20 protein-coding genes are annotated in these 24075 nt (G+C 62.7%); 12 read left to right on the top strand and 8 right to left on the bottom strand.

All coding sequences use genetic code 11. The features are described 5' to 3' along the window. Positions 1 to 94: 94 nt before the first annotated feature. On the top strand, positions 95 to 712 hold the full coding sequence (gene thrH / locus KHO53_RS01330; RefSeq protein WP_036996358.1) for a bifunctional phosphoserine phosphatase/homoserine phosphotransferase ThrH: 618 nt from the start codon (positions 95 to 97) through the stop codon (positions 710 to 712). Positions 713 to 787: 75 nt separating this feature from the next. Here thrH and pabB read toward each other — a convergent pair whose 3' ends face one another. The 4 genes from pabB to rloA form a co-directional block, all read right to left on the bottom strand. After that, entirely contained in the window at positions 788 to 2131 is a 1344-nt protein-coding gene (gene pabB, locus KHO53_RS01325; protein WP_213569881.1) for an aminodeoxychorismate synthase component I, read from the bottom strand. Between the two features lie 127 nt (positions 2132 to 2258). Then, positions 2259 to 3236, bottom strand: coding sequence for an alpha-L-glutamate ligase-like protein (locus tag KHO53_RS01320; protein WP_010222530.1), 978 nt, complete (start codon positions 3234 to 3236; stop codon positions 2259 to 2261). After that, on the bottom strand, positions 3236 to 4768 hold the full coding sequence (gene rloB / locus KHO53_RS01315; RefSeq protein ID WP_010222529.1) for an osmotic stress tolerance membrane protein RloB: 1533 nt from the start codon (positions 4766 to 4768) through the stop codon (positions 3236 to 3238). Before rloB ends, KHO53_RS01320 begins: the two co-directional genes overlap by 1 nt. Positions 4769 to 4773: 5 nt before the next feature. Further along, on the bottom strand, positions 4774 to 5310 hold the full coding sequence (rloA, locus tag KHO53_RS01310) for a retropepsin-like aspartic peptidase RloA (RefSeq protein WP_026001282.1): 537 nt from the start codon (positions 5308 to 5310) through the stop codon (positions 4774 to 4776). 293 nt (positions 5311 to 5603) lie between these two features. Here rloA and KHO53_RS01305 point away from each other — a divergent pair, with 293 nt between their 5' ends. From KHO53_RS01305 to prpD, 6 genes are all read left to right on the top strand, one after another. Next, entirely contained in the window at positions 5604 to 6314 is a 711-nt protein-coding gene (locus KHO53_RS01305) for a GntR family transcriptional regulator (protein ID WP_010222527.1), read from the top strand. Continuing rightward, entirely contained in the window at positions 6311 to 7201 is an 891-nt protein-coding gene (gene prpB, locus KHO53_RS01300) for a methylisocitrate lyase (RefSeq protein ID WP_010222526.1), read from the top strand. Before KHO53_RS01305 ends, prpB begins: the two co-directional genes overlap by 4 nt. A gap of 74 nt (positions 7202 to 7275) precedes the next feature. After that, on the top strand, positions 7276 to 8403 hold the full coding sequence (gene prpC, locus KHO53_RS01295; protein ID WP_010222525.1) for a bifunctional 2-methylcitrate synthase/citrate synthase: 1128 nt from the start codon (positions 7276 to 7278) through the stop codon (positions 8401 to 8403). A 160-nt stretch (positions 8404 to 8563) separates the two neighbouring features. Continuing rightward, positions 8564 to 11152: a Fe/S-dependent 2-methylisocitrate dehydratase AcnD gene (gene acnD, locus KHO53_RS01290; RefSeq protein ID WP_036996357.1), complete on the top strand. Its 2589-nt coding sequence runs from the start codon at positions 8564 to 8566 to the stop codon at positions 11150 to 11152. Between the two features lie 99 nt (positions 11153 to 11251). Continuing rightward, entirely contained in the window at positions 11252 to 12442 is a 1191-nt protein-coding gene (prpF, locus tag KHO53_RS01285; RefSeq protein ID WP_010222523.1) for a 2-methylaconitate cis-trans isomerase PrpF, read from the top strand. A 51-nt stretch (positions 12443 to 12493) separates the two neighbouring features. After that, on the top strand, positions 12494 to 13978 hold the full coding sequence (gene prpD / locus KHO53_RS01280; protein ID WP_213569880.1) for a 2-methylcitrate dehydratase: 1485 nt from the start codon (positions 12494 to 12496) through the stop codon (positions 13976 to 13978). Between the two features lie 140 nt (positions 13979 to 14118). Here the strand turns inward: prpD and acnB are convergent, their stop codons facing one another. Beyond that, positions 14119 to 16728 (bottom strand): bifunctional aconitate hydratase 2/2-methylisocitrate dehydratase, encoded by a 2610-nt coding sequence (gene acnB, locus KHO53_RS01275; RefSeq protein ID WP_010222521.1) that lies wholly within the window; start codon positions 16726 to 16728, stop codon positions 14119 to 14121. Between the two features lie 406 nt (positions 16729 to 17134). Between acnB and KHO53_RS01270 the strand changes: the two genes are divergently transcribed. Further along, complete coding sequence (locus KHO53_RS01270; RefSeq protein ID WP_010222520.1) at positions 17135 to 17602, top strand: DUF1289 domain-containing protein; 468 nt, start codon at positions 17135 to 17137, stop codon at positions 17600 to 17602. Between the two features lie 98 nt (positions 17603 to 17700). Here the strand turns inward: KHO53_RS01270 and KHO53_RS01265 are convergent, their stop codons facing one another. After that, on the bottom strand, positions 17701 to 18564 hold the full coding sequence (locus tag KHO53_RS01265; protein ID WP_036996349.1) for a universal stress protein: 864 nt from the start codon (positions 18562 to 18564) through the stop codon (positions 17701 to 17703). A gap of 158 nt (positions 18565 to 18722) precedes the next feature. On the opposite strand from KHO53_RS01265, the gene KHO53_RS01260 reads away from it, so the two are divergent. The 4 genes from KHO53_RS01260 to KHO53_RS01245 all read left to right on the top strand — a co-directional run bounded on the left by KHO53_RS01260 (position 18723) and on the right by KHO53_RS01245 (position 22746). After that, positions 18723 to 19328: a MiaE family protein gene (locus KHO53_RS01260; protein WP_213569879.1), complete on the top strand. Its 606-nt coding sequence runs from the start codon at positions 18723 to 18725 to the stop codon at positions 19326 to 19328. A gap of 179 nt (positions 19329 to 19507) precedes the next feature. Continuing rightward, positions 19508 to 19981: a MarR family winged helix-turn-helix transcriptional regulator gene (locus KHO53_RS01255; protein WP_010222517.1), complete on the top strand. Its 474-nt coding sequence runs from the start codon at positions 19508 to 19510 to the stop codon at positions 19979 to 19981. Between the two features lie 39 nt (positions 19982 to 20020). After that, positions 20021 to 21217 (top strand): HlyD family secretion protein, encoded by a 1197-nt coding sequence (locus tag KHO53_RS01250; protein ID WP_010222516.1) that lies wholly within the window; start codon positions 20021 to 20023, stop codon positions 21215 to 21217. Then, positions 21214 to 22746 carry a DHA2 family efflux MFS transporter permease subunit gene (locus tag KHO53_RS01245; RefSeq protein WP_100782390.1) on the top strand — a complete coding sequence of 511 codons (1533 nt, stop codon included), beginning with the start codon at positions 21214 to 21216 and terminating at the stop codon, positions 22744 to 22746. The genes KHO53_RS01250 and KHO53_RS01245 overlap by 4 nt, the downstream gene beginning before the upstream one ends. 80 nt (positions 22747 to 22826) lie before the next feature. Here KHO53_RS01245 and lpxH read toward each other — a convergent pair whose 3' ends face one another. Together lpxH and KHO53_RS01235 are read right to left on the bottom strand one after the other, a co-directional pair. Beyond that, a complete protein-coding gene (gene lpxH / locus KHO53_RS01240) occupies positions 22827 to 23549 on the bottom strand; it encodes a UDP-2,3-diacylglucosamine diphosphatase (RefSeq protein ID WP_036996340.1) in 723 nt (240 codons plus the stop codon). Further along, on the bottom strand, positions 23546 to 24046 hold the full coding sequence (locus KHO53_RS01235; protein ID WP_010222512.1) for a peptidylprolyl isomerase: 501 nt from the start codon (positions 24044 to 24046) through the stop codon (positions 23546 to 23548). The genes lpxH and KHO53_RS01235 overlap by 4 nt, the downstream gene beginning before the upstream one ends. Positions 24047 to 24075: the final 29 nt, after the last annotated feature.

Raw genomic sequence — 24075 nt, 5'->3', positions numbered from 1 at the left:
TCGTAATACCCTGATCTTAACAAAAATTGCCGGGGTCGACGCCGCGCATGTAGAGTGCGGCTTCCCATTTTTGGCGTTGTTCGAGGAGTGTGCTGTGGAAATTGCCTGTCTCGACCTGGAAGGTGTGCTGGTCCCGGAAATCTGGATCGCCTTCGCGGAAAAAACCGGAATCGAATCGCTGCGAGCCACCACCCGCGATGTTCCCGATTACGACGTGCTGATGAAACAGCGCCTGCGCATTCTCGATGAGCATGGCCTGAAGCTTGCCGATATCCAGGCGGTGATTGCCACGCTCAAGCCGCTGGACGGCGCCATTGAATTCGTCGCCTGGCTGCGGGAGCGCTTCCAGGTGGTGATTCTCTCCGACACCTTCTACGAATTCTCCCAGCCGCTGATGCGCCAGCTGGGCTTCCCGACCTTGCTGTGCCATCGCCTGATCACCGACGAATCCGATCGGGTCACCGGTTACCAGTTGCGCCAGAAGGACCCCAAGCGTCAGTCGGTGCTGGCCTTCAAGAGCCTGTACTACCGGGTGATTGCCGCGGGCGATTCGTACAACGACACCAGCATGCTTGGCGAAGCGGATGCGGGGATTCTGTTCCATGCGCCGGAGAACGTCATTCGGGAGTTCCCGCAGTTCCCGGCGGTGCATGATTTTACGGCGCTGAAGAAAGAGTTCATCAAGGCTTCGAACCGGTCGTTGAGCCTGTAGGGGCCTTATCGCTGGCAAGCCAGCTCCCACAGGTTCACCACCCAACCTGTGGGAGCTGGCTTGCCAGCGATGCTTTTAGAGACTTTGCAAGGTCTCGAGCAGCACCTTGACCTTGGTGATCGACTCTTCGTATTCGGCTTGCCAGTCTGAGTCCGCCACCACCGCACCGCCGCCCCAGCAGCACACCTGACCGTCCTTGACCAGCAGGCTGCGGATGGCAATCGAGCTGTCCATTTCACCGCGCACGTCCACATACAACAGTGACCCGCAATACAGCGCCCGGCGGCTGGGCTCCAGCTCGTCGATGATCTGCATGGCGCGGATTTTCGGCGCGCCGGTGATCGAGCCACCGGGGAAGCTGTCGGCGATCAGGTCCAGGGCGTCCTTGCCGGCCGCCAGGCGCCCGGTGACGCTGCTGACCAGGTGATGCACGTTGGGGTAGCTCTCGAGGCTGAACAGCTCCGGCACTTTTACCGAGCCGATCTCGCAGGTGCGCCCCAGGTCGTTGCGCAGCAGATCGACGATCATCAGGTTTTCTGCGCGATCCTTGCTGCTACCCAGCAGTTCGGCGGCGTTGCGTGCATCTTCGCCGGCATCGCTGCTGCGTGGGCGGGTGCCCTTGATCGGCCGGGTTTCGACCTGGCCGTTACTGACGCGGATGAAGCGCTCTGGCGAGAAGCTCAGCAGCGCGCTGCCATCGGCCAGCAGCTGGAACCCCGAATACGGCGTCGGGCAAGCCTGGCGCAGGGCCTGGTAGGCATGCCAGGGGTCGCCCTGGCAGGGGGCGCGAAAGCGCTGGGTGAGGTTGATCTGGTAGCAGTCGCCGGCATGGATGTACTGCTGCACCCGGTCAAAGGCCTGGCGGTAGTGTTCTGCGCTGATATCGCCGCGCATTGGCGCCTGCAGCGCAAAGCTGGCGGTGTCGACAGTGGCTGGTGCCTCGAACAGTTCGATCAGGCGTTGACGCTCGGCCTCGGCCAGGCTTGGGTGGAACAGCAGCTGGCTGTGCTGTTGCTGGTGATCGCTGATCAGCGCCCAGGCATACAGGCCAAGGCTGGCATCGGCCAGGCCCAGATCGTCGACGGCAACGCTGGGCAGGTGCTCCAGGCGTCGGCCGAAATCGTAGCTCAAATAACCGATCAGACCACCGGCAAACGGTAATTCGACGCCATCGGGTACCTGCGCCCGGCCCAGTTGCGTCAGGCTGTCACGCAGGCGCTGCAGGTAAGCGCTGCCGCTTTCATCCACCGTCGGTGCCAGGGTCTGCAGCGGCCAGGCGCTGAGCAGGTCAAAGCGACCGCGTTCGGCCGTCGGTCGGGCGCTGTCGAGCAGCACGGCTCCGGGCGCCTTGCGGATGCGCGCAAAGTAGGCCGCGGGATCGGCCTGGTAGGGCAGGGGGTGGAGCGTACAGGTCGGCATGCAAGTAACAGCTATGAATGCGGGGAGGCGATTGTAGTCCTCTGTAGGAAATGCTCCTAGCGCTGACTACGACATTGAGTCTCCAGCCTGCGCCAGCCGGACCGGCTGACGCAGACAGGATGTGCACTCAGCTCGGCACGTGGCCGAACAGCTCCTGGGCGAAGCGTACGCGTTCTTCGACGCTCTCCTGGCGGCCGTCTTTGGCCAGTTGCTCCAGGTGCGCCTCCACCGCGTGGGTGCGCAGGGTCAGGCCGCAGTCGTTGGCGATCTGGATGTTCAGGCCGGGGCGGGCGTTGAGCTCGAGGATCAACGGGCCCTTGTCCTGGTCCAGGACCATGTCGACCCCGATGTAACCCAGGCCGCACAGCTCGTAGCAGCCGGCGGCAAGCTTCATGAAGCCGTCCCAGTTCGGCAGTTGCACGCCGTCCACCGCGTTGGTGGTGTCCGGGTGCTTGCTGATGATGTTGTTCAGCCAGGTGCCGCGCAGGGTCACGCCAGTGGCCAGGTCGACGCCGACACCGATGGCGCCCTGGTGCAGGTTGGCCTTGCCGCCGGACTGGCGGGTCGGCAGGCGCAGCATGGCCATTACCGGGTAGCCCATCAGCACGATGATACGGATGTCCGGCACGCCTTCGTAGCTGATGCTCTTGAAGATCTGGTCCGGGGTGACCCGGTACTCGATCAGCGCGCGGTCGCGGTGGCCGCCCAGGGAGTACAGGCCGGTGAGGATGCTGGAGATCTGGTGCTCGATTTCCTCGTGGCTGATGATCTTGCCCGAGACCGTGCGATAACGGTCTTCGAAGCGATCGGCAACCACCAGGATGCCGTCACCACCGGCACCCTGGGCAGGCTTGACGACAAAGTCGCTGCGCCCGCCGATGATTTCCCCGAGCTTGTCGATCTCTTTCTCGGTGGAGATGATCCCGTACATTTCCGGCACATGGATGCCGGCCCGGATCGCACGCTCCTTGGTGATGATCTTGTCGTCGACGATCGGGTACAAATGGCGCTTGTTGTACTTGAGGACGTAGTCCGCATTGCGCCGGTTGATACCCATGATGCCCCGGGCCTCCAGGGCTTTCCAGGTTTTCCAGAGACCGAACATCAGGCGTCAGCCTTCACGAAAGCCTTGAAGCGCACCAGCTCCGTCAGGCGGTAGCCGCGGTAGCGACCCATTGCCAGCATGAAGCCCACCAGAATCAACAGTACCGCCGGGAAGGTGAAGACGAAGTACACCAGCTCCGGCACGCTCATCAGCAGGTGTGCCAGGGAGGCGGCGAACAGGGTGCCGATCGCCACTTTCATGGCATGGCCACCGCCGCGTTCTTCCCAGGTGATCGACAGGCGTTCGATGGTCATGGTCAGGATCACCATCGGGAACAGCGCTACCGACAGGCCGCGTTCCAGGCCCAGCTTGTGGCTGAACAGGCTGATGGCGGCAATCAGCACCACGACGAAGGTCAGGACCACCGACAGGCGCGGCAGCATCTGCAATTTAAGGTGCTCGAGGTAGGAGCGTAGCGACAGGCCGAGCGCGGTGATCACCGTGAACAGGATGATGCCGAAGCCCAGCTGGGTTTCGCGGAAGGCCAGGGCGATCAGCACCGGGGTGAAGGTACCCAGGGTCTGGATGCCGATCAGGTTGCGCAGCACCAGGATCACCAGTACGCCGATCGGGATCATCACCATGATCATGAAGGTCTGCTGGGTCTGCAGCGGCAGACCGTACAGCGAGTATTCGAGGAAGTCGGCGTCGGTGTTCTCGTCGGTCAGCTTGGCCAGGCGAATGGCGTTCATTTCGCTGTTGTTGAGGCTGAAGCTGACGTTGGCTTTCTTGCCGCCATCGACGGTGATCAGGTTGTCATCACCGGTCCACCACAGCAGGCGGTCGGCCGGCAGGCCTTGCTCGCCGGTGTCCGGGTTGAAGTACAGCCAGTCGGTGCCGTTGAAGCTGCGCAGCCACAGTTCAGGGGTTTGCGGCTGGTCGGCGACCAGGCGGATGGTGTGCACCTTCTCGACCGGTACGTGGGCGATCGACAGCAGCAGGTCGATGACCTTGGCCTTGTTCAGCGACGAGGTGTCGCCGGCCAGCAGCAGCTTGACGTTGTCGTCGTTGAGGTTGTTGACCCGCTTGATGGTTTCGCCGACGAAGGTCTCGACGTCAGCCGAATGCTGGCGGATTGGCGCCATCAGGGCTTCGGCGGCGACTTTTTCCGGGCCTTCGACCGCCAGGCTGTCGCGGAAGGTCGGGCCCTTGATCTTGGCCTTTTCGGTGCTATAGCGCTTGGTCAGCACCAGGCGGTAGTAGAGGGTCTGGTTGCCGTTGGCGCGGCGTGCCGACCAGGTCACCTTGCGGTTGCCGTCGACGCGGTTGACGCTGACGCCGTAGTTATTGGAGATGAAGCTCTCGTTGAGGCTCACGTAGTCGCGGCTCAGCGGGGGGACGAACATCTGGACCTTGACCGGGTCCTTGGGGCTGGCGACGAACTCGACCTTGGCGTCGATGTTCCACAGGTCATCGGTTTCATCCTCGGTCACCGGAATGCCGAGAAAGAAGATCTGATAGGCCGTGACCAGGATGCCCAGTAGCACCAGGACGGTAATCAGGACTTTCAGATGGAGGGTAAGAGAGCGCATCAGGATTACTCTGCGGTATGAGCGTCAGTGGCGCAGGCGGGTTTGCCGGCAGCGTATTTAAGGCTTGGGTCGACCAGCGCGTCGAAGTGCTTGAGGGCCTCGGAGCCGATCAGCAGCGGATACTGGAACGCGCTGCGGTCGGTCAGGTTCACTTCGATGCTGCGCAGGGCCGTACCCATGCAGATGTTCATGGCAATCACCGGGCGGGCGGTATAGGCCTTGCCTTCGTCCGGGTCGTAGTCACCGGCGCGTCGCTTGATCTTGCTGACGCGGGCCAGTGGTCGTTCTATCGGATGCGAGTGGGCAGCGTCAATTGCCAGGTAGAAGCGCACCCAGGACTCACCGTTGCGCTTGAAGCGCTTGATGTCGCGGGCACTGAGCGAGGCGGTCTTGGCCCCGGTGTCGAGTTTGGCCGCCACTTCCAGGTCGATATCGGCCAGGCGGGCGTATTCATTAAGGCCGTACACGGTCTTTTCCGCAGCCTGGCCCAGGGCCGGCAACAGACAGAGGCTGAACAACAGGGGGAGGGGCGTAAGTCTCATAAATCCTGGCGCGGTGCTGTGCGATGTTCGGGTCAAGGCCACTGGCAGTACTGCGCAAGCTTCCTCGTTTACCTGCCACCTGCATAAACAGATGACAGACACACTATTCGTGCCCCGTCGGGAGGCGCGGCATTCTATCACGCTGGTGTGCTGGCGCCAGCGGCTGCACTCAGACAACAACCGGGACCTTGAAGTTCGTTCTTAGACGATTGTCGACAATATTCATTTTGTCTTTGACTATGGGTGTCTATTTGGCTAGTTTTGCCCTCATTGATTTATGAGGTGTCAACAATATGCTGGACACAGCCCAAGCCCCCGGCACAGTGGCAGACGACAGCGAAACCCTCTCGGAAAACGTCTTCCGGCGTATCCAGGCGGCCATCGTCAAAGGCGAGATCGCCCCCGGCAGCAAGATCTCCGAGCCTGAGCTGGCGCGCACCTACGGCATCAGCCGCGGGCCGCTGCGCGAGGCGATCCATCGCCTGGAAGGCCAGCGCCTGCTGGTGCGCGTGCCGCATGTCGGGGCGCGGGTGGTGTCGCTCAGCCATGCCGAACTGATCGAACTGTACGAAATCCGCGAGTCCCTCGAAGGCATGGCCTGCCGCCTGGCCGCCGAGCGTATGAGCGTAGCCGAGATCGACGAGCTGCGCCGGGTGCTCGACACCCACGAGCGCGACGCCACCTTCCAGGCCGGCCTTGGCTATTACCAGCAGGAAGGCGATTTCGACTTCCATTACCGGATCATCCAGGGCAGCGGCAACCGCACCCTGGTGCAGATGCTCTGCGGCGAGCTGTATCAACTGGTGCGCATGTACCGCATCCAGTTCTCCGCCACGCCCAACCGGCCACGCCAGGCGTTCGCCGAACACCACCGGATTCTCGATGCCATCGCCGACCGTGACGGTGAACTGGCCGAGCTCTTGATGCGCCGCCACATCGGCGCCTCCAAACGCAACATCGAGCGTCACTATCTGGACGCTTCCAGCCCACGAGGTGAGTCATGAGTCAGAAAAGCAGTCCCGGCCAGCGCTTTCGCGATGCAGTTGCCGCCGAACACCCGCTGCAGGTGGTCGGTGCCATCAACGCCAACCACGCGCTGCTGGCCCAGCGCGCCGGTTTCAAGGCCATCTACCTGTCCGGTGGCGGCGTGGCCGCAGGCTCCCTGGGCCTGCCTGACCTGGGCATCAGTGGCCTGGATGACGTACTGACCGACGTACGGCGCATCACCGACGTCTGCGACCTGCCGCTGCTGGTGGACGTGGATACCGGTTTTGGTTCCTCGGCGTTCAACGTCGCGCGTACCGTCAAGTCGATGATCAAGTTCGGCGCCGCGGCCATTCATATCGAAGACCAGGTCGGCGCCAAGCGTTGCGGCCACCGCCCGAACAAGGAGATCGTCTCCCAGCAGGAGATGGTCGACCGCATCAAGGCCGCGGTTGACGCCCGTACTGACGACAGTTTCGTGATCATGGCGCGTACCGACGCCCTGGCCGTCGAAGGCCTGGAAGCGGCCCTGGACCGCGCCGCTGCCTGCATCGAAGCTGGTGCCGACATGGTCTTCCCGGAAGCCATCACCGAGCTTTCGATGTACAAGACCTTCGCCGACCGGGTCAAAGCCCCGATCCTGGCCAACATCACCGAGTTCGGTGCCACGCCGCTGTACACCACCGAAGAACTGGCGTCGGTCGATGTCTCGCTGGTGCTCTACCCGCTGTCGGCCTTCCGCGCCATGAACAAGGCTGCCGAAAACGTCTACACCGCGCTGCGTCGCGACGGCACGCAGAAGAACGTCATCGATACCATGCAGACGCGCATGGAGCTGTACGACGCCATCAACTACCACGTGTTCGAGCAGAAGCTCGATGCACTGTTCGCCCAGAAAAAGGGCTGAGGTCCTCTGTAGGCGCGGGCTTGCCCCGCGATCAGCCTGAGATTCCATAACAAATTCAAGAAAGGAGAAAGACAATGGCCGAAGCAAAAGTACTCAGTGGTGCCGGCCTGCGTGGTCAAGTGGCCGGGCAAACCGCACTGTCGACCGTGGGCCAGGCCGGTGCCGGCCTGACCTATCGTGGTTACGACGTGCGCGACCTGGCCGAGCACGCGCTGTTTGAAGAAGTCGCCTACCTGCTGCTGTACGGTGAGCTGCCGAGCAAGGCGCAGCTGGCCCAGTACCAGCAAAAGCTGAAAACCCTGCGTGACCTGCCGCAGGCGCTCAAAGAAGTGCTTGAGCGCATCCCGGCAAGCGCCCACCCGATGGACGTGATGCGTACCGGTTGTTCGGTGCTCGGCACCCTGGAGCCGGAGCTGACCTTCGAGCAGCAGCACGACAAGACCGATCGCCTGCTGGCGCTGTTCCCGGCGGTAATGTGCTACTGGTACCGCTTCACCCACGATGGCGTGCGCATCGACTGCAGCAGCGATGAAGACACCATTGGCGGCCACTTCCTGCACCTGCTGCATGACAAGAAGCCGAGCGCGCTGCACGTCAAGGTGATGAACGTCTCGCTGATCCTCTACGCCGAGCACGAGTTCAACGCCTCGACCTTCACCGCCCGGGTTTGCGCCTCGACCCTGTCTGACCTGTACTCCTGCGTCACGGCCGCCATCGGCTCGCTGCGCGGCCCGCTGCACGGCGGCGCCAACGAAGCGGCGATGGAGCTGATCGAGCGCTTCCAGAGCCCGCAGGAAGCGGTGACCGAGCTGCTGCAGATGCTGGCGCGCAAGGACAAGATCATGGGCTTCGGCCATGCCATCTACAAAGAGTCCGACCCGCGTAACGAAGTGATCAAGGCCTGGTCGAAGAAGCTTGCCGATGAGGTGGGCGACACTGTGCTGTACCCGGTGTCCGAAGCCATCGACAAGACCATGTGGGAGCAGAAGAAGCTGTTCCCCAACGCCGACTTCTACCATGCCTCGGCGTACCACTTCATGGGCATCCCGACCAAGCTGTTCACCCCGATCTTCGTCTGCTCGCGCCTGACCGGCTGGGCGGCGCATGTATTCGAGCAGCGTGCCAACAACCGCATCATCCGCCCGAGCGCCGAGTACACCGGCGTCGAACAGCGCAAGTTCGTGCCAATCGAACAACGCTGAGACTAGGCCGAGCTGCAAGCTTGAAGCGCCAAGCTGCAAGTAACAGCAGGGATGTGCCCCGGCAGTAAATGCTGACGCACCACTCATCTGCTTTGCTTGCCGCTAGTGGCTTGGGGCTTGTAGCTGGCTTTCGACCTTACCGTGATTGAGTCCCTGTGCCATGAATAGTGAATTTCGCAAGAACCTGCCGGGCACTGGCCTGGATTATTTCGACGCCCGCGCGGCCGTCGATGCGATCAAGCCCGGCGCCTATGACCGTCTTCCTTATACCTCGCGCGTCCTGGCGGAAAACCTCGTGCGCCGCTGCGACCCGGCCAGCCTCAATGCCTCGCTGGGCCAGTTGATCGAGCGCAAGCGCGACCTCGACTTCCCCTGGTTCCCGGCCCGCGTGGTGTGCCACGACATTCTCGGCCAGACCGCGCTGGTGGACCTGGCCGGCCTGCGCGACGCCATCGCCGACGGTGGCGGTGACCCGGCCCAGGTCAACCCGGTGGTACCGGTGCAACTGATCGTCGACCACTCCCTGGCAGTGGAATGCGGTGGTTTCGACCCGCAGGCGTTCGAGAAGAACCGCGCCATCGAAGACCGCCGCAACGAAGACCGCTTCCACTTCATCAACTGGACCAAGAAGGCGTTCAAGAACGTCGACGTGATCCAGCCGGGCAACGGCATCATGCACCAGATCAACCTGGAGAAGATGTCGCCGGTGATTCACGCCGAGCGCGGCGTGGCCTACCCGGACACCTGCGTCGGCACCGACAGCCACACCCCGCACGTCGATGCCCTGGGCGTGATCGCCATCGGCGTCGGCGGCCTCGAAGCCGAGAACGTCATGCTCGGCCGCGCGTCGTGGATGCGCCTGCCGGAAATCGTCGGCGTCGAGCTCTCGGGCAAGCCGCAGCCGGGCATCACCGCCACCGACGTGGTACTGGCCCTGACCGAATTCCTGCGCAAGGAAAAAGTCGTTGGCGCCTACCTGGAATTCTACGGCGAAGGCGCCCGCGCCCTGACCCTGGGCGACCGTGCAACGATCTCCAACATGGCCCCGGAATACGGCGCCACCGCGGCGATGTTCTCCATCGACCAGCAGACCATCGACTACCTCAAGCTCACCGGCCGTGAAGACGCGCAGGTCAAGCTGGTGGAAACCTACGCCAAGGTCGCAGGCCTGTGGTCCGACAGCCTGGCCAATGCCGAGTACGAGCGGGTGCTGCGCTTCGACCTGTCCAGCGTGGTGCGCAACATGGCCGGGCCGTCCAACCCGCACGCCCGGGTCGCCACCAGCGACCTGGCGAGCAAGGGCATCGCCGGCCAGTGGGAGGAAGTGCCGGGGCAAATGCCCGATGGCGCGGTGATCATCGCCGCCATCACCAGCTGCACCAACACCAGCAACCCGCGCAACGTGATTGCCGCCGGTTTGCTCGCACGCAACGCCAACAAGCTTGGCCTGGTGCGCAAGCCGTGGGTGAAGTCGTCGCTGGCACCGGGCTCGAAAACCGTGGCCCTGTACCTGAAAGAGGCGGGCCTGGATGACGAGCTGGAGCAGCTCGGTTTTGGCATCGTCGCCTTTGCCTGCACCACCTGCAACGGCATGTCCGGCGCCCTTGATCCGGCCATCCAGCAAGAGATCATCGACCGCGACCTGTACGCCACCGCCGTGCTCTCGGGCAACCGCAACTTCGACGGCCGCATCCACCCGTACGCCAAGCAGGCGTTCCTGGCATCGCCGCCGCTGGTGGTGGCCTATGCGATTGCCGGCACCATCCGTTTCGACATCGAGAAAGACGTGCTGGGCGTGGTCGACGGCAAGGAAATCCGCCTGAAAGACATCTGGCCAAGCGACGAAGAGATCGACGCGGTGGTCAAGGCGGCGGTCAAGCCCGAGCAGTTCCGCCAGGTCTACATCCCGATGTTCGCCGTGCAGGAAGACACCGGGCCCAAGGTCACCCCGCTGTACGACTGGCGCCCGATGAGCACCTACATCCGTCGCCCGCCGTACTGGGAAGGCGCGCTGGCCGGCGAGCGCACGCTCAAGGGCATGCGTCCGTTGGCGGTGCTGCCGGATAACATCACCACCGACCACCTGTCGCCGTCCAACGCCATCATGCTCGACAGCGCCGCCGGTGAGTACCTGGCGAAAATGGGCTTGCCGGAGGAAGACTTCAACTCCTACGCAACGCACCGCGGCGACCACCTGACCGCGCAGCGCGCAACGTTCGCCAACCCGAAACTGTTCAACGAAATGGTCCAGGAAGGCGGTAAGGTCAAGCAGGGTTCGCTGGCGCGTATCGAGCCGGAAGGCAAGGTCACGCGCATGTGGGAGGCGATCGAAACCTACATGCAGCGCAAGCAGCCGCTGATCATCGTCGCCGGCGCCGACTACGGCCAGGGCTCGTCCCGTGACTGGGCGGCCAAGGGCGTGCGCCTGGCCGGTGTCGAGGCCATCGTGGCCGAGGGTTTCGAGCGTATCCACCGCACCAACCTGGTGGGCATGGGCGTGTTGCCGCTGGAGTTCAAGCCGGGCGCCAACCGCAAGACCCTGGGCATCGACGGCACCGAGACCTTCGACGTGCTCGGCGAGCGGACCCCGCGGGCGACCCTGACCCTGGTCATCACCCGGGCCAACGGTGAGCGCGTCGAGGTGCCGGTGACCTGCCGCCTGGATACCGCCGAAGAAGTGTCGATCTACGAAGCGGGCGGGGTGCTGCAGCGCTTTGCCCAGGACTTCCTTGAATCGGCGGCCGTTTGAGGTAGGGCCTCATCGCGGGTCAAGCCCGCTCCCACAGTTCAGTGGGAGCGGGCTTGACCCGCGATAGCTCCCCCAAAGCACTCACAGGACAACTCAACCATGGCTCACGTACCCCAGATCAAAATCCCCGCCACCTACATCCGTGGCGGCACCAGCAAGGGCGTGTTCTTCCGCCTCGACGACCTGCCCGAAAGCGCGCAGATCCCGGGCCCCGCCCGTGACGCGCTGCTGCTGCGGGTGATCGGCAGCCCCGACCCCTACGGCAAGCAGATCGACGGCATGGGCGGTGCGACGTCCAGCACCAGCAAAACCGTGATCCTTTCGCGCAGCATCAAACCCGAGCACGATGTCGACTACCTGTTCGGCCAGGTCTCGATCGACACCGCGTTCGTTGACTGGAGCGGCAACTGCGGCAACCTCTCGGCGGCAGTCGGCTCGTTCGCCATCAGCGCCGGCCTGGTCGACAGCAGCCGCATCCCGCACGACGGCGTGGCCGTGGTGCGCATCTGGCAGGCCAATATCGGCAAGACCATCATTGCTCACGTACCGATCACTCACGGCGAAGTCCAGGAAACCGGCGACTTCGAACTGGACGGCGTGACCTTCCCGGCCGCCGAGGTGCAGCTCGAATTCATGGACCCGGCCGCCGATGAAGACGGCGAGGGCGGCTCGATGTTCCCCACCGGCAACCTGGTCGACGACCTGGTGGTACCCGGTGTCGGTACGCTGAAGGCCACGCTGATCAATGCCGGCATCCCGACCATCTTCATCCAGGCCGAGGCCCTCGGTTACACCGGCACCGAGTTGCAGGACGCGATCAACAGCGACCCGCAAGCCCTGGCCCGGTTCGAGACCATCCGTGCCTATGGCGCGGTGCGCATGGGCCTGATCGAGCATGTCGACGAAGCCGCCAAGCGCCAGCACACCCCGAAAGTCGCCTTCGTCGCGCCACCGGCGGCTTATCAGTCATCCAGCGGTAAAGCCGTGGCCGCCGGCGACGTTGATCTATTGGTACGGGCACTGTCCATGGGCAAGTTGCACCACGCCATGATGGGCACCGCCGCGGTCGCCATCGGTACTGCCGCGGCAGTGCCCGGCACCCTGGTCAACCTCGCCGCCGGTGGTGGTGAGCGCAGCGCCGTACGTTTCGGTCACCCCTCGGGCACCCTGCGCGTTGGCGCCGAAGCCCGCCAGGTGAACGGCGAGTGGACTGTCACCAAAGCAATCATGAGCCGTAGCGCTCGCGTACTGATGGAGGGCTGGGTACGGGTACCCGGTGATGCCTTCTAACCAGTAGCGGCGCTTGGCTCCCTGTTACCGACGTCAACAGAGAGAAATGAAATGAGTGCCAACGTTGATCTGAACAACCGACCCGACTACGACCGGGTGCTGCAGGATATCGCTGACTATGTCCTGGAGTTCAAGGTCGAATCGCCGGAGGCGCTGGACACGGCGCGCAACTGCCTGATGGACACCCTGGGCTGTGGCCTGCTGGCGTTGCGCTTCCCGGAGTGCACCAAGCACCTGGGGCCGCTGGTGGAGGGGAGCGTGGTGCCGTTCGGCGCGCGGGTGCCGGGTACCAGCTACCGCCTGGACCCGGTGAAAGCGGCCTGGGACATCGGTTGCATCGTCCGTTGGCTCGACTACAACGACACCTGGCTGGCCGCCGAGTGGGGGCATCCCTCGGACAACCTCGGCGGTATCCTGGCCGTGGCCGATCACCTGTCGCAAAAACGTGTGGCCAATGGCGAAGCGCCCTTGAGCATGCGCGTGGTGCTTGAGGCGATGATCATGGCCCATGAGATCCAGGGCGTGATTGCCTTGGAAAACTCCTTCAACCGCGTCGGCCTCGACCATGTGCTGCTGGTCAAGGTCGCCTCGACAGCCGTGTGCGCCAAACTCATGGGCGCCAATCGCGAACAGCTTCTTGCGGCGCTTTCCCATGCCTTTGTCGACGGCCAGGCCCTGCGAACCTACCGTCATGCGCCGAATGCCGGCTCGCGCAAGTCCTGGGCGGCGGGCGATGCTTCCAGCCGTGGCGTGCGCCTGGCCGATATCGCCCTGCGTGGCGAGATGGGTATTCCCGGGGTGCTGAGTGCGCCGCAGTGGGGCTTTTATGATGTGTTGTTCAGTCATACCAACAAGGATCTGGCGCTCAAGCCTGAAGACAAGCGCGCCTTCAGCCTGACGCAAAAATACGCCAGTTACGTGATGGAAAACGTGCTGTTCAAGATCAGCTTCCCTGCCGAATTCCATGCCCAGACCGCTTGCGAAGCGGCGGTGATCCTGCACCCGCAGGTGCGCAACCGTCTGCATGACATCGAGCGCATCGTCATTACCACCCATGAGTCGGCAATCCGCATCATCTCCAAGGTCGGCACCCTGGCCAATGCCGCCGACCGCGATCACTGCATCCAGTACATGACCGCCGTGCCGCTGATTTTCGGCAACCTGGTGGCCGAGCAGTACGAAGATGATTTCCATGCCGCGCACCCGATCATCGACCGCCTGCGCGAGAAGATGGAGATCGTCGAAGAGCCGCGCTTTACCCGTGAATACCTGGAGGCCGACAAGCGTTCGATCGCCAATGCCGTGCAGGTGTTTTTCAATGACGGTTCGAGCACCGAGCAGGTGGTGGTGGAGTACCCGATTGGCCATCGTCGCCGTCGGGCCGAGGGGATTCCATTGCTGGAAGAGAAGTTCAAGGCCAACCTGGCGACGCGTTTTACCGGGCAGCGCAGCGCCGAGATCTTTGCCTTGTGCAAAGAGCAGGCGGCGCTTGAGGCGACGGCGGTGCAGCGGTTTGTGGATTTGTTCGTGATCTGAGGGCCTCATCGCTGGCAAGCCAGCTCCCACAGTGGTCCTGTGCATACAGTACCTGTGGGAGCTGGCTTGCCAGCGATGCTTTTCAAAGGGCAATAAAAAGCCCCGCCAATTGGCGGGGCTTTTTTTCACGCTAAGTCAGCTTACGCTTGAACAACCGGGATCTTGGCGTTCGCAGCCGCTTCACGGAACTCGGCGATCTGGTCGAAGCTCAGGTAGCGGTAAACGTCGGCAGCCATGCTGTCGATGTTCTTCGCGTACTCCATGTACTCTTCGACGGTTGGCAGCTTGCCCAGGATCGAGGCAACAGCGGCCAGCTCGGCAGAGGCCAGGTAGACGTTGGCGCCATCGCCCAGACGGTTCGGGAAGTTACGGGTCGAAGTCGACACAACGGTCGAGTTCGCTGCAACACGTGCCTGGTTACCCATGCACAGCGAGCAGCCCGGCATTTCCATGCGCGCGCCAGCCTTGCCGTAGATGCCGTAGTAGCCTTCTTCGGTCAGCTGGTGAGCGTCCATCTTGGTTGGCGGCGACAGCCACAGACGGGTCGGGATCGAGCCTTTGACCTTGTCCAGCAGCTTGCCGGCAGCGCGGAAGTGACCGATGTTGGTCATGCACGAACCGATGAACACTTCGTCGATCTTCTCGCCCTGTACGGAGGAGAGCAGACGGGCGTCGTCCGGGTCGTTCGGGGCGCAGAGCACAGGCTCTTTGACGTCGGCCAGGTCGATCTCGATGATCTCGGCGTATTCGGCGTCCTTGTCGGCAGCCAGCAGCTGCGGGTTGGCCAGCCAGGCTTCCATCGCTTGCGCGCGGCGTTCCATGGTGCGGGCATCGCCGTAGCCTTCGCTGATCATCCAGCGCAGCAGGGTGATGTTCGACTTCAGGTACTCGGCAACGGCTTTTTCTGGCAGCTTGATGGTGCAACCGGCGGCCGAACGTTCAGCCGAGGCGTCGGACAGTTCGAACGCTTGCTCGACGGTCAGCTCGTCCAGGCCTTCGATTTCCAGGATGCGGCCGGAGAAGGCGTTGATCTTGCCTTTCTTCTCGACGGTCAGCAGGCCTTTCTGGATGCCGTAGTAAGGGATGGCGTGGACCAGGTCACGCAGGGTGATGCCGGGTTGCAGTTTGCCCTTGAAGCGCACCAGTACCGACTCCGGCATGTCCAGCGGCATGACGCCGGTGGCAGCGGCGAAGGCGACCAGGCCGGAACCGGCCGGGAACGAGATGCCGATCGGGAAGCGGGTGTGCGAGTCACCACCGGTACCGACGGTGTCCGGCAGCAGCATGCGGTTCAGCCAGCTGTGGATGATGCCGTCGCCTGGACGCAGGGACACGCCGCCACGGGTGCGGATGAAATCCGGCAGGGTGTGGTGGGTGGTGACGTCGATCGGCTTCGGATAGGCCGCGGTGTGGCAGAACGACTGCATGACCAGGTCGGCGGAGAAGCCCAGGCACGCCAGGTCTTTCAGCTCGTCACGGGTCATCGGGCCAGTGGTGTCCTGGGAGCCGACGGTGGTCATCTTCGGTTCGCAGTAGGTGCCTGGACGCACGCCTTTGCCTTCCGGCAGGCCGCAGGCCTTGCCGACCATCTTCTGGGCCAGGGTGTAGCCCTTGCCGGTGTCGACAGGTGCTTCAGGCAGCTTGAACAGGTTGGTTGGGCCCAGGCCCAGCTCGGCGCGGGCTTTCTCGGTCAGGCCACGGCCGACGATCAGCGGGATACGGCCGCCAGCGCGGACTTCGTCGAGCAGCACCGGGGTCTTCAGTTCGAAGGTGGTGATGACGTCTTCGCTGCCGTGCTTGCAGACTTTGCCCGCGTGCGGGTAGACGTCGATGACGTCACCCATGTTCAGGTTCGACACGTCGAACTCGATCGGCAGGGCGCCGGCGTCTTCCATGGTGTTGTAGAAGATCGGGGCGATTTTCGAGCCGAAGCAGAAGCCGCCAGCGCGCTTGTTCGGTACGTACGGGATGTCGTCGCCGAAGAACCACAGCACCGAGTTGGTCGCGGATTTACGCGAGGAACCGGTACCGACCACGTCACCGACGTAGGCCACCGGGAAGCCCTTGGCTTTGACTTCTTCGATCTGCTTGAGCGGGCCGATGGCGCCTTGTTGCTCAGGCACGATGCCGTCACGGGCCATTTTCAGCATGGCCAGGGCGTGCAGCGGGATGTCAGGGCGCGACCAGGCGTCCGGGGCAGGGGACAGATCGTCGGTGTTGGTTTCGCCAGGGACCTTGAACACGGTCAGGCTGTACTTGTCAGCGATGGCTGGCTTGCTGGTGAACCACTCACCGGCGGCCCAGGATTCCAGCACGGCCTTGGCGTGGGCATTGCCCGCCTTGGCTTTTTCGGCGACGTCGTGGAAGGCATCGAACATCAGCAGGGTGTGCTTGAGCTGTTCGGCGGCGACGGCGGCCAGTTCGGCGTTGTCCAGCAGCTCGACCATGGTGGCGATGTTGTAGCCGCCCTGCATGGTGCCCAGCAGCTCAACGGCGCGCTTCTTGTCGATCAGCGGCGAGTTGGCTTCGCCCTTGGCGATGGCGGAAAGGAAACCGGCCTTGACGTAGGCGGCTTCGTCCACTCCTGGTGGAACGCGGTTGGTGATCAGGTCGACGAGGACTGCTTCTTCGCCAGCAGGGGGATTCTTCAGCAGCTCGACCAGGCCTGCGGTTTGTTCGGCGTTAAGCGGCTGGGGCACGATACCCTGGGCGGCACGCTCTTCGATGTGTTTGCGGTAGGCTTCAAGCACAGTTATTACCCTCATCAGTGGTCCCAAATGGGTGTCCGGGACGCTCATCCAGAAATTCCGGCACCCGTGCGCAATACGGCTTCTTGGGCCGCGTAGCCAGGGTTGCAGGAAATCCTTACAGAAGCTGCTTTCAAAGTTTTACGCCTGTAGAACGGAGGCTGATGAGGGCTGGCGCGGGACATGCGCGAAGCGAATATCCCGGGCCAACGCCGTTCTACCGGATGAACTGTGCTCGTGACGCTTTGAAAACAGCTTCTAACGGACATTGCTGCCTTAAAAAGGCCGGGTGATTCTACGGTAAAAAGTCGATAAAGGTAAGGCGCGCTGGATGACTTTAGCGGGTGACCCTCGTTAGACAAAGGGCTAACATGGCAGCCTGTTCCACCGCCAAGCTGTCGATTTTTTCATGTCCAATCAGTCAATTAAAACGCCTTGCGTCGGCCTCTGTTCCACGGTTTACGGGGACTTGGTGTGCCGTGGCTGCAAGCGTTTTCACCATGAAGTGATCAACTGGAACGGCTACAACGAAGATGAAAAGCGAGCGGTGTGGCTGCGCCTGGAGCAATTGCTGGTGCAGGTCATGGTGGCCAAACTTGAAGTCTTTGATGCCACGCGCCTGCGCCAGCAACTGGAACAGCGCAAGATCCGCTTCGTGCCGCACCAGTCCGAATATTGCTGGGCGTATCAATTGATTGCCCGCGGGGCGCGGGTGATCCGTGAGCTGGACGCTTACGGCATGGTGTTGTTGCCGGAGTTTCGTGACTGGGAGCTGCCCGAGTTGCGCGATGCCATTGATCGGGAATTCTTCTTGCTGTCCGAAGCCCATTACCAGCGCTATATCGCGCCGGGGTTTCTCAAGGATGCCTTGGGCTAAAAGCCGGGGCTGCTTTGCAGCCCATCGCTGGCAAGCCAGCTCCCACAAGATCAGTGCATGCAGTCCCTGTGGGAGCTGGCTTGCCAGCGATGAGGCCCTCAGCCTCTGGCCAGTTCCGTCAGGTGCACCTTCACTTCCTCGGTCTTGAGCACCAGCACATCACACTCCAGCGCATCGAGCACCACTTCGGCGGTGTTGCCGATCAGCGCCCCGGAAATCCCGGTACGGGCCACTGTGCCAATCACCGTCACCACTGCACCGTACTTGCTCGCCGTAAAGGGAATCAGCACATCCGCGGGCCCTTCGGCCACATGCAGGCGCTCGTCCTTGATGTCGAACTCGGCCTGGAACGCTGCGCATTCCTCGCGGTACTTGCGCTCGATGGTGTCCTTGAGCTGGTACACCGGGTCTGCCGCTGACAGCATCGGCGACGGATGGGCGCTGATCACATGCAGCTCGCCCTTGGCCAGGCTGGCGATCGCGTAGCCATGATCGATGATGCTGGTGTGCAGCAGGCGATGGGCCTCGTCGTGGTTACCGACGTCCACGGCGGCAAGAATCACCCCGCCGGTCCAGGGCCGCTCGCTCTTGACCATCAGCACCGCGCACGGGCACTGGCGCAGCAGCTTCCAGTCGCTGGGGGTGAGCAGGGCGCGCTTGAGCGGGTTGTCCGGGCGATGCTCCTTGATCACCAGGTCGCAGCCTTCGGCCTGCTGCACATCGATGATCGACTCGTGCAGGGTGTCATGCCAGGCCTGCTCGTGGGTCACATTGTCATAGCCGTCATCATGCAGTTGGCTGGCCAGCAGACTGAGCAGGGCGCCATGGTCCTGTTTCTTGTCGCACATCAGCAGGTGCAGGCGCGCACCGGTGACGCCGGCGATCAGTTTGGCCCGGGTCAGCGCCTGGCTGTGGGCGTGCTCGGGATCCAGTACCACCAGGATGCTGCGTACTTCTTGCATGAGCGTGAACTCCCTTCATAAATGGCGGCCAATGCCTGACTATAGTCGGCGCCAACGGCAACGGGCGTTGATATGTATCAAGCATAGTTCACTGGTGATCGGCGCTACTGCCGGTATAATCGCCGGTCTTGCCGTTTGCCCTGCCTGTTTGTGAGCCTATGTCCCTTATTCCCGAAATCGAAGCCTTCCTTGGTTGCCCTACTCCTGACGCCTGGGTCCAGGCGGCGCTTGCCGACCAGGAAACCCTGCTGATCGATCACAAGAACTGCGAGTTCAAGGCCGCCAGCACTGCGCTGAGCCTGATGGCCAAGTACAACACGCACCTGGACCTGATCAACATGATGTCGCGCCTGGCCCGTGAAGAGCTGGTGCACCACGAGCAGGTGTTGCGCCTGATGAAGCGGCGCAAGATTGCCCTGCGCCCGTTGTCGGCCGGGCGCTATGCCTCGGGCCTGCGCCGGGTGGTGCGCACCCATGAGCCAGTGAAGCTGGTCGACACCCTGGTGGTCGGTGCCTTTATCGAAGCGCGCAGTTGCGAGCGCTTTGCCGCGCTGGTGCCGCACCTGGACGAAGAACTGGGCAAGTTCTACCACGGCCTGCTCAACAGCGAGGCACGGCATTATCAGGGTTATCTCAAGCTTGCCCATCAATACGGCGATGGCGCAGATATCGAGCGGGTGGTGGAGAAGGTCAGGGCGGTCGAGGCCGACCTGATCAGCAGCCCGGATGAAGAGTTCCGCTTTCATAGCGGCGTGCCGGTCTGATTAATCACTTCTTTTGAATGCCTGATCGCGGGGCAAGCCCGCTCCTACAGTGTGGGAGCGGGCTTGCCCCGCGATTGCCTTCTATCGACAAAATAATAAGCTAGCTAATTAATGCCTTGACGTTAGCTGCCTAAGCAGTAACATTATGTAACTTACTGCCTAAGCAGGTATCTGTGTCCATGCAGCACTACACCCCGGAAAACTTCCAGAACTGCACCCTCGGCATGCTTCTGGGCCGCACCGCGCTGGTCAAAGACCGCATCCTCGACAGCCATATGCAGCCCCATGGCGTGACCGCCGCGCAGTTCAAGGTGCTGATCATCGTCGCCCAGTACGGCGTCGACACCCCGGCCGAGCTGTGCCGCTACCTGTCGGTGGACAGCGGTTCGATGACGCGCATGCTCGACCGCCTCGAACAGAAAGACCTGATCGTGCGCCGCCGTTGCCCTGACGACCGTCGGCAGATTCGCCTGGGGCTGAGCGAGGAGGGCCAGAAACTGGCCGACCGCTTGCCAGAGATTGGCGCTGCAGCGATGAACGAACTGCTGGGCGTGCTCGATCCCGGCGAGCTGACCACCCTCGAAGCGATTCTGAGCAAGGTGCTGCTGGCCTCCGGCGACACTCTGGCGGCCATGCGCCTAGGCGCCAAGTAAGCGCCCATTTCACCCATTCACTCAGCCAAGGTATTAGCAATGGCCACTACTTCTTCTGCGCACGACACCACGCAGGACCTCAACAACCAGCGCAAGCGCAAGACCTGGCTGTTGGCCCTGGCGTTGCTGATCGTCGTCGCCGGCGCTGGCGTCTGGGCCTGGCACGAGCTTTACGGGCGCTGGAGCGAAGAGACCGACGATGCCTATGTCAACGGCAACGTGGTGGAGATCACCCCGCTGGTCACCGGCACCGTGGTCAGCATCGGCGCTGACGATGGCGACCTGGTCCACGAAGGCCAGATGCTGCTCGAATTCGACCCGAGCGATGCCGAGGTCGGCCTGCAGGCCGCCGAGGCAAAGCTTGCGCGTGCGGTGCGCCAGGTGCGTGGCCTGTACAGCAACGTCGATGGCAAGAAGGCCCAGGTGGCCGCGCGCCAGGCCGAGCTGAAAAAAGCTCAGGAGAACTTCAATCGGCGCCAAACCCTGGCCGCCGGTGGGGCGATCTCCAAGGAAGAACTGTCCCACGCCCGCGACGACCTGTCTTCGGCGCAAAGCGCCTTGAATGATGCTAAACAGCAACTCAACACCACCACCGCGCTGGTCGATGACACCGTGGTGTCGTCGCACCCCGAGGTGATGGCCGCCGCCGCTGAATTGCGCCAGGCCTATCTGAACCACGCCCGCACCACGCTGGTGGCGCCAGTCACAGGCTACGTGGCCAAGCGCACCGTGCAATTGGGCCAGCGCCTGCAGCCGGGTATCGCGACCATGGCGGTAATCCCCCTGGATCAACTGTGGATCGATGCCAACTTCAAGGAAACCCAGCTGCGCAACATGCGTATCGGCCAGCCGGTAGACATCGTTGCCGACCTGTATGGCAGTGAGGTGAAGTACAACGGCAGCATCGACAGCCTCGGCGCCGGGACCGGCAGCGCCTTTGCCCTGCTGCCGGCGCAGAACGCCACCGGCAACTGGATCAAGATCGTCCAGCGGGTACCGGTGCGTATTCATATCAATGCCGAGCAACTGGCCAAGCACCCGCTGCGCATCGGCCTGTCGACCCAGGTCGAGGTCGACCTGCACGACCAGAGCGGCCCGGTCCTGGCCCAGCAGCCGCCGCAGAAGGCTTCGTTCGCCACCCAGGTGTACGACCGTCAGTTGGTCGAGGCCGATACCCTGATCACCAAGCTGATCCATGACAACAGTGCAGGCTCCAGCAAGACGGCGCAGCGATGAGCGGCAATCAGGCTTCCTTTACGCCGCCGAGCCTGTTGTTGACCACCATCGGCCTGTCGCTGGCGACCTTCATGCAGGTGCTCGACACCACCATCGCCAACGTGGCGTTGCCGACCATTTCCGGCAACCTCGGCGTGAGCTCGGAGCAGGGCACCTGGGTCATCACCTCGTTCGCGGTGAGCAACGCCATTGCCTTGCCGCTGACCGGCTGGTTGAGCCGGCGCTTTGGCGAGGTCAAGCTGTTCATCTGGGCCACGCTGCTGTTCGTGCTGGCCTCGTTCCTGTGTGGCATCGCCCAGTCGATGCCCGAGCTGGTCGGCTTTCGCGTGCTTCAGGGCATCGTTGCCGGGCCGCTGTACCCGATGACCCAGACCCTGCTGATTGCGGTCTATCCGCCGGCCAAACGCGGCATGGCCCTGGCGCTATTGGCGATGGTCACGGTGGTGGCGCCGATTGCCGGGCCGATTCTGGGTGGCTGGATCACTGACAGCTACAGCTGGCCGTGGATCTTCTTCATCAATGTGCCGATCGGCCTGTTCGCCGCTGCCGTGGTGCGCCAGCAGATGCGCAGCCGCCCGGTCAGCACCAGCCGTCAGCCAATGGACTACATCGGCCTGCTGAGCCTGATCATCGGCGTCGGTGCCTTGCAGATCGTGCTCGACAAGGGCAATGACCTGGACTGGTTCGAGTCGAATTTCATCATCATCGGCAGCCTGATCTCGCTGGTGTTCCTGGCGGTGTTCATTATCTGGGAGCTGACCGACAAGCACCCGGTGGTCAACCTGCGCCTGTTTGTGCACCGCAACTTTCGCATCGGCACCATCGTGCTGGTCGGCGGCTATGCCGGGTTCTTCGGCATCAACCTGATCCTGCCGCAGTGGCTGCAGACGCAGATGGGCTACACCGCCACCTGGGCGGGCCTGGCGGTGGCACCCATCGGCTTGTTGCCGGTATTGATGTCGCCGTTTGTCGGCAAGTACGCACACAGGTTCGACCTGCGTTTGCTCGCCGGGCTGGCGTTCCTGGCGATTGGTACCAGTTGCTTCATGCGCGCCGGCTTTACCAACGAAGTGGACTTCCAGCACATCGCCCTGGTGCAACTGTTCATGGGCATCGGCGTGGCGCTGTTCTTCATGCCGACCTTGAGCATCCTGCTCTCCGACCTGCCGCCGCAGCAGATTGCCGACGGCTCGGGGCTGGCGACTTTCCTGCGGACCCTGGGCGGCAGTTTTGCCGCGTCGTTGACCACCTGGATCTGGATTCGCCGGGCGGACCAGCACCATGCCTACCTGAGCGAGAACATCAGCACCTTTGACCCGGCCACCCGTGAGGCGTTGAACCAGCTGGGCGGGGCGAGCGGGCAGTCGTATGCGCAGCTGGAGCGGATGCTCAGCAGCCAGGCGTACATGATGTCGACGGTGGATTACTTCACCCTGATGGGGTGGATTTTCGCTGGCCTGGTTCTGCTGGTATGGCTGGCCAAGCCGCCGTTCGCGGCCAAGGCCGGGCCGGCGTCGGCGGGGCACTGAAGAAAAGCATCGCTGGCAAGCCAGCTCCCACAGGTCAGGTGTTGTGCCTGTGGGAGCTGGCTTGCCAGCGATCGGGCCTATCAGGGAAAAGCAAAAGGCTGCAGTTGAAACCCTTGCTCATCCACCTGCAACGCCCAGCCTTGCCGGTCCCAATCGCCCAGCACGATACGCCGCGCCGGTTGATCGCCGACCACCAGCTTGTGAATCGCCGGTCGATGGGTATGGCCATGCACCAGGGTGCGCACGCCAAACTGCTGCATGATCCGTGGCACTTCCTCCGCGGTCACATCGACAATGTCGTTGGCCTTCATCCGCGTCTGCGCCCGGCTTTCGCTACGCAACTTGCGCGCAAGCTTCTGGCGGGTGCTCAGCGGCAGGTGCCGGAGAATCCACAGGCTTAGCGGGTTGCGCAGGTAACGGCGCATTTTCATGTAGGCCAGGTCGCGGGTGCACAGGCTGTCGCCGTGCATCAGCAACACCGGCTCACCACCCATCTCGACCACACTGGGGTCCGCCAGCAGGGTGCAGCCCGCGGCCTTGCAAAAAGCCTGGCCGAGCAGGAAGTCGCGGTTGCCGTGCATCAGGAAGACCTGCGTGCCGCTGTCGCTCAGGGCGCGCAGGGCCTGGCAGATCGAGGTCTGGAAGGGCGTCATGGCGTCGTCGCCGATCCATGCCTCGAAGAAGTCGCCGAGGATGTACAGCGCCTCGGCGTGCCGCGCACGACCGTCGAGCAGATCAACAAACGCCCGGGTAATGTCCGGGCGTTCTTCTTGCAGGTGCAGATCAGAGATCAGCAGTATCACTCAATGATCTCGGCTTTCTCGATGATCACGTCGTCCTTCGGCACGTCCTGGTGACCGGACTTGGAACCGGTGGCAACGGCTTCGATCTTGTCGACGATGTCCTGGCCTTCGGTCACTTTACCGAACACCGCGTAGCCCCAGCCCTGCACGTTCTTGCCGCTGTGGTTGAGGAAATCGTTGTTCGAGGCGTTGATGAAGAACTGCGCCGAGGCCGAATGCGGCTCCATGGTACGGGCCATGGCGATGCTGTACTTGTCGTTCTTCAGGCCGTTGTCAGCTTCGTTCTGGATGCTGGCGCGGGTTTTCTTCTGGCTCATGCCTGGCTCGAAACCGCCGCCCTGAATCATGAAGCCCTTGATCACACGGTGGAACACGGTGTTGTCGTAGTGGCCTTCTTTCACGTATTGAACGAAGTTCTCGACGGTTTTCGGGGCTTTTTCGGCATCCAGTTGCAGGACGATGTCGCCGTGGTTGGTGCTCAGTTTGACTTTGGACATGCTGAAATTCGCTCTTTTCAAGGCATTGG

It is taken from the genome of Pseudomonas sp. RC2C2 (assembly GCF_018390435.1).
Taxonomy (GTDB): domain Bacteria; phylum Pseudomonadota; class Gammaproteobacteria; order Pseudomonadales; family Pseudomonadaceae; genus Aquipseudomonas; species Aquipseudomonas donghuensis.
Note: the sequence above shows the minus strand (reverse complement) of the source record. Positions and strands in the feature narration are given on the sequence as shown.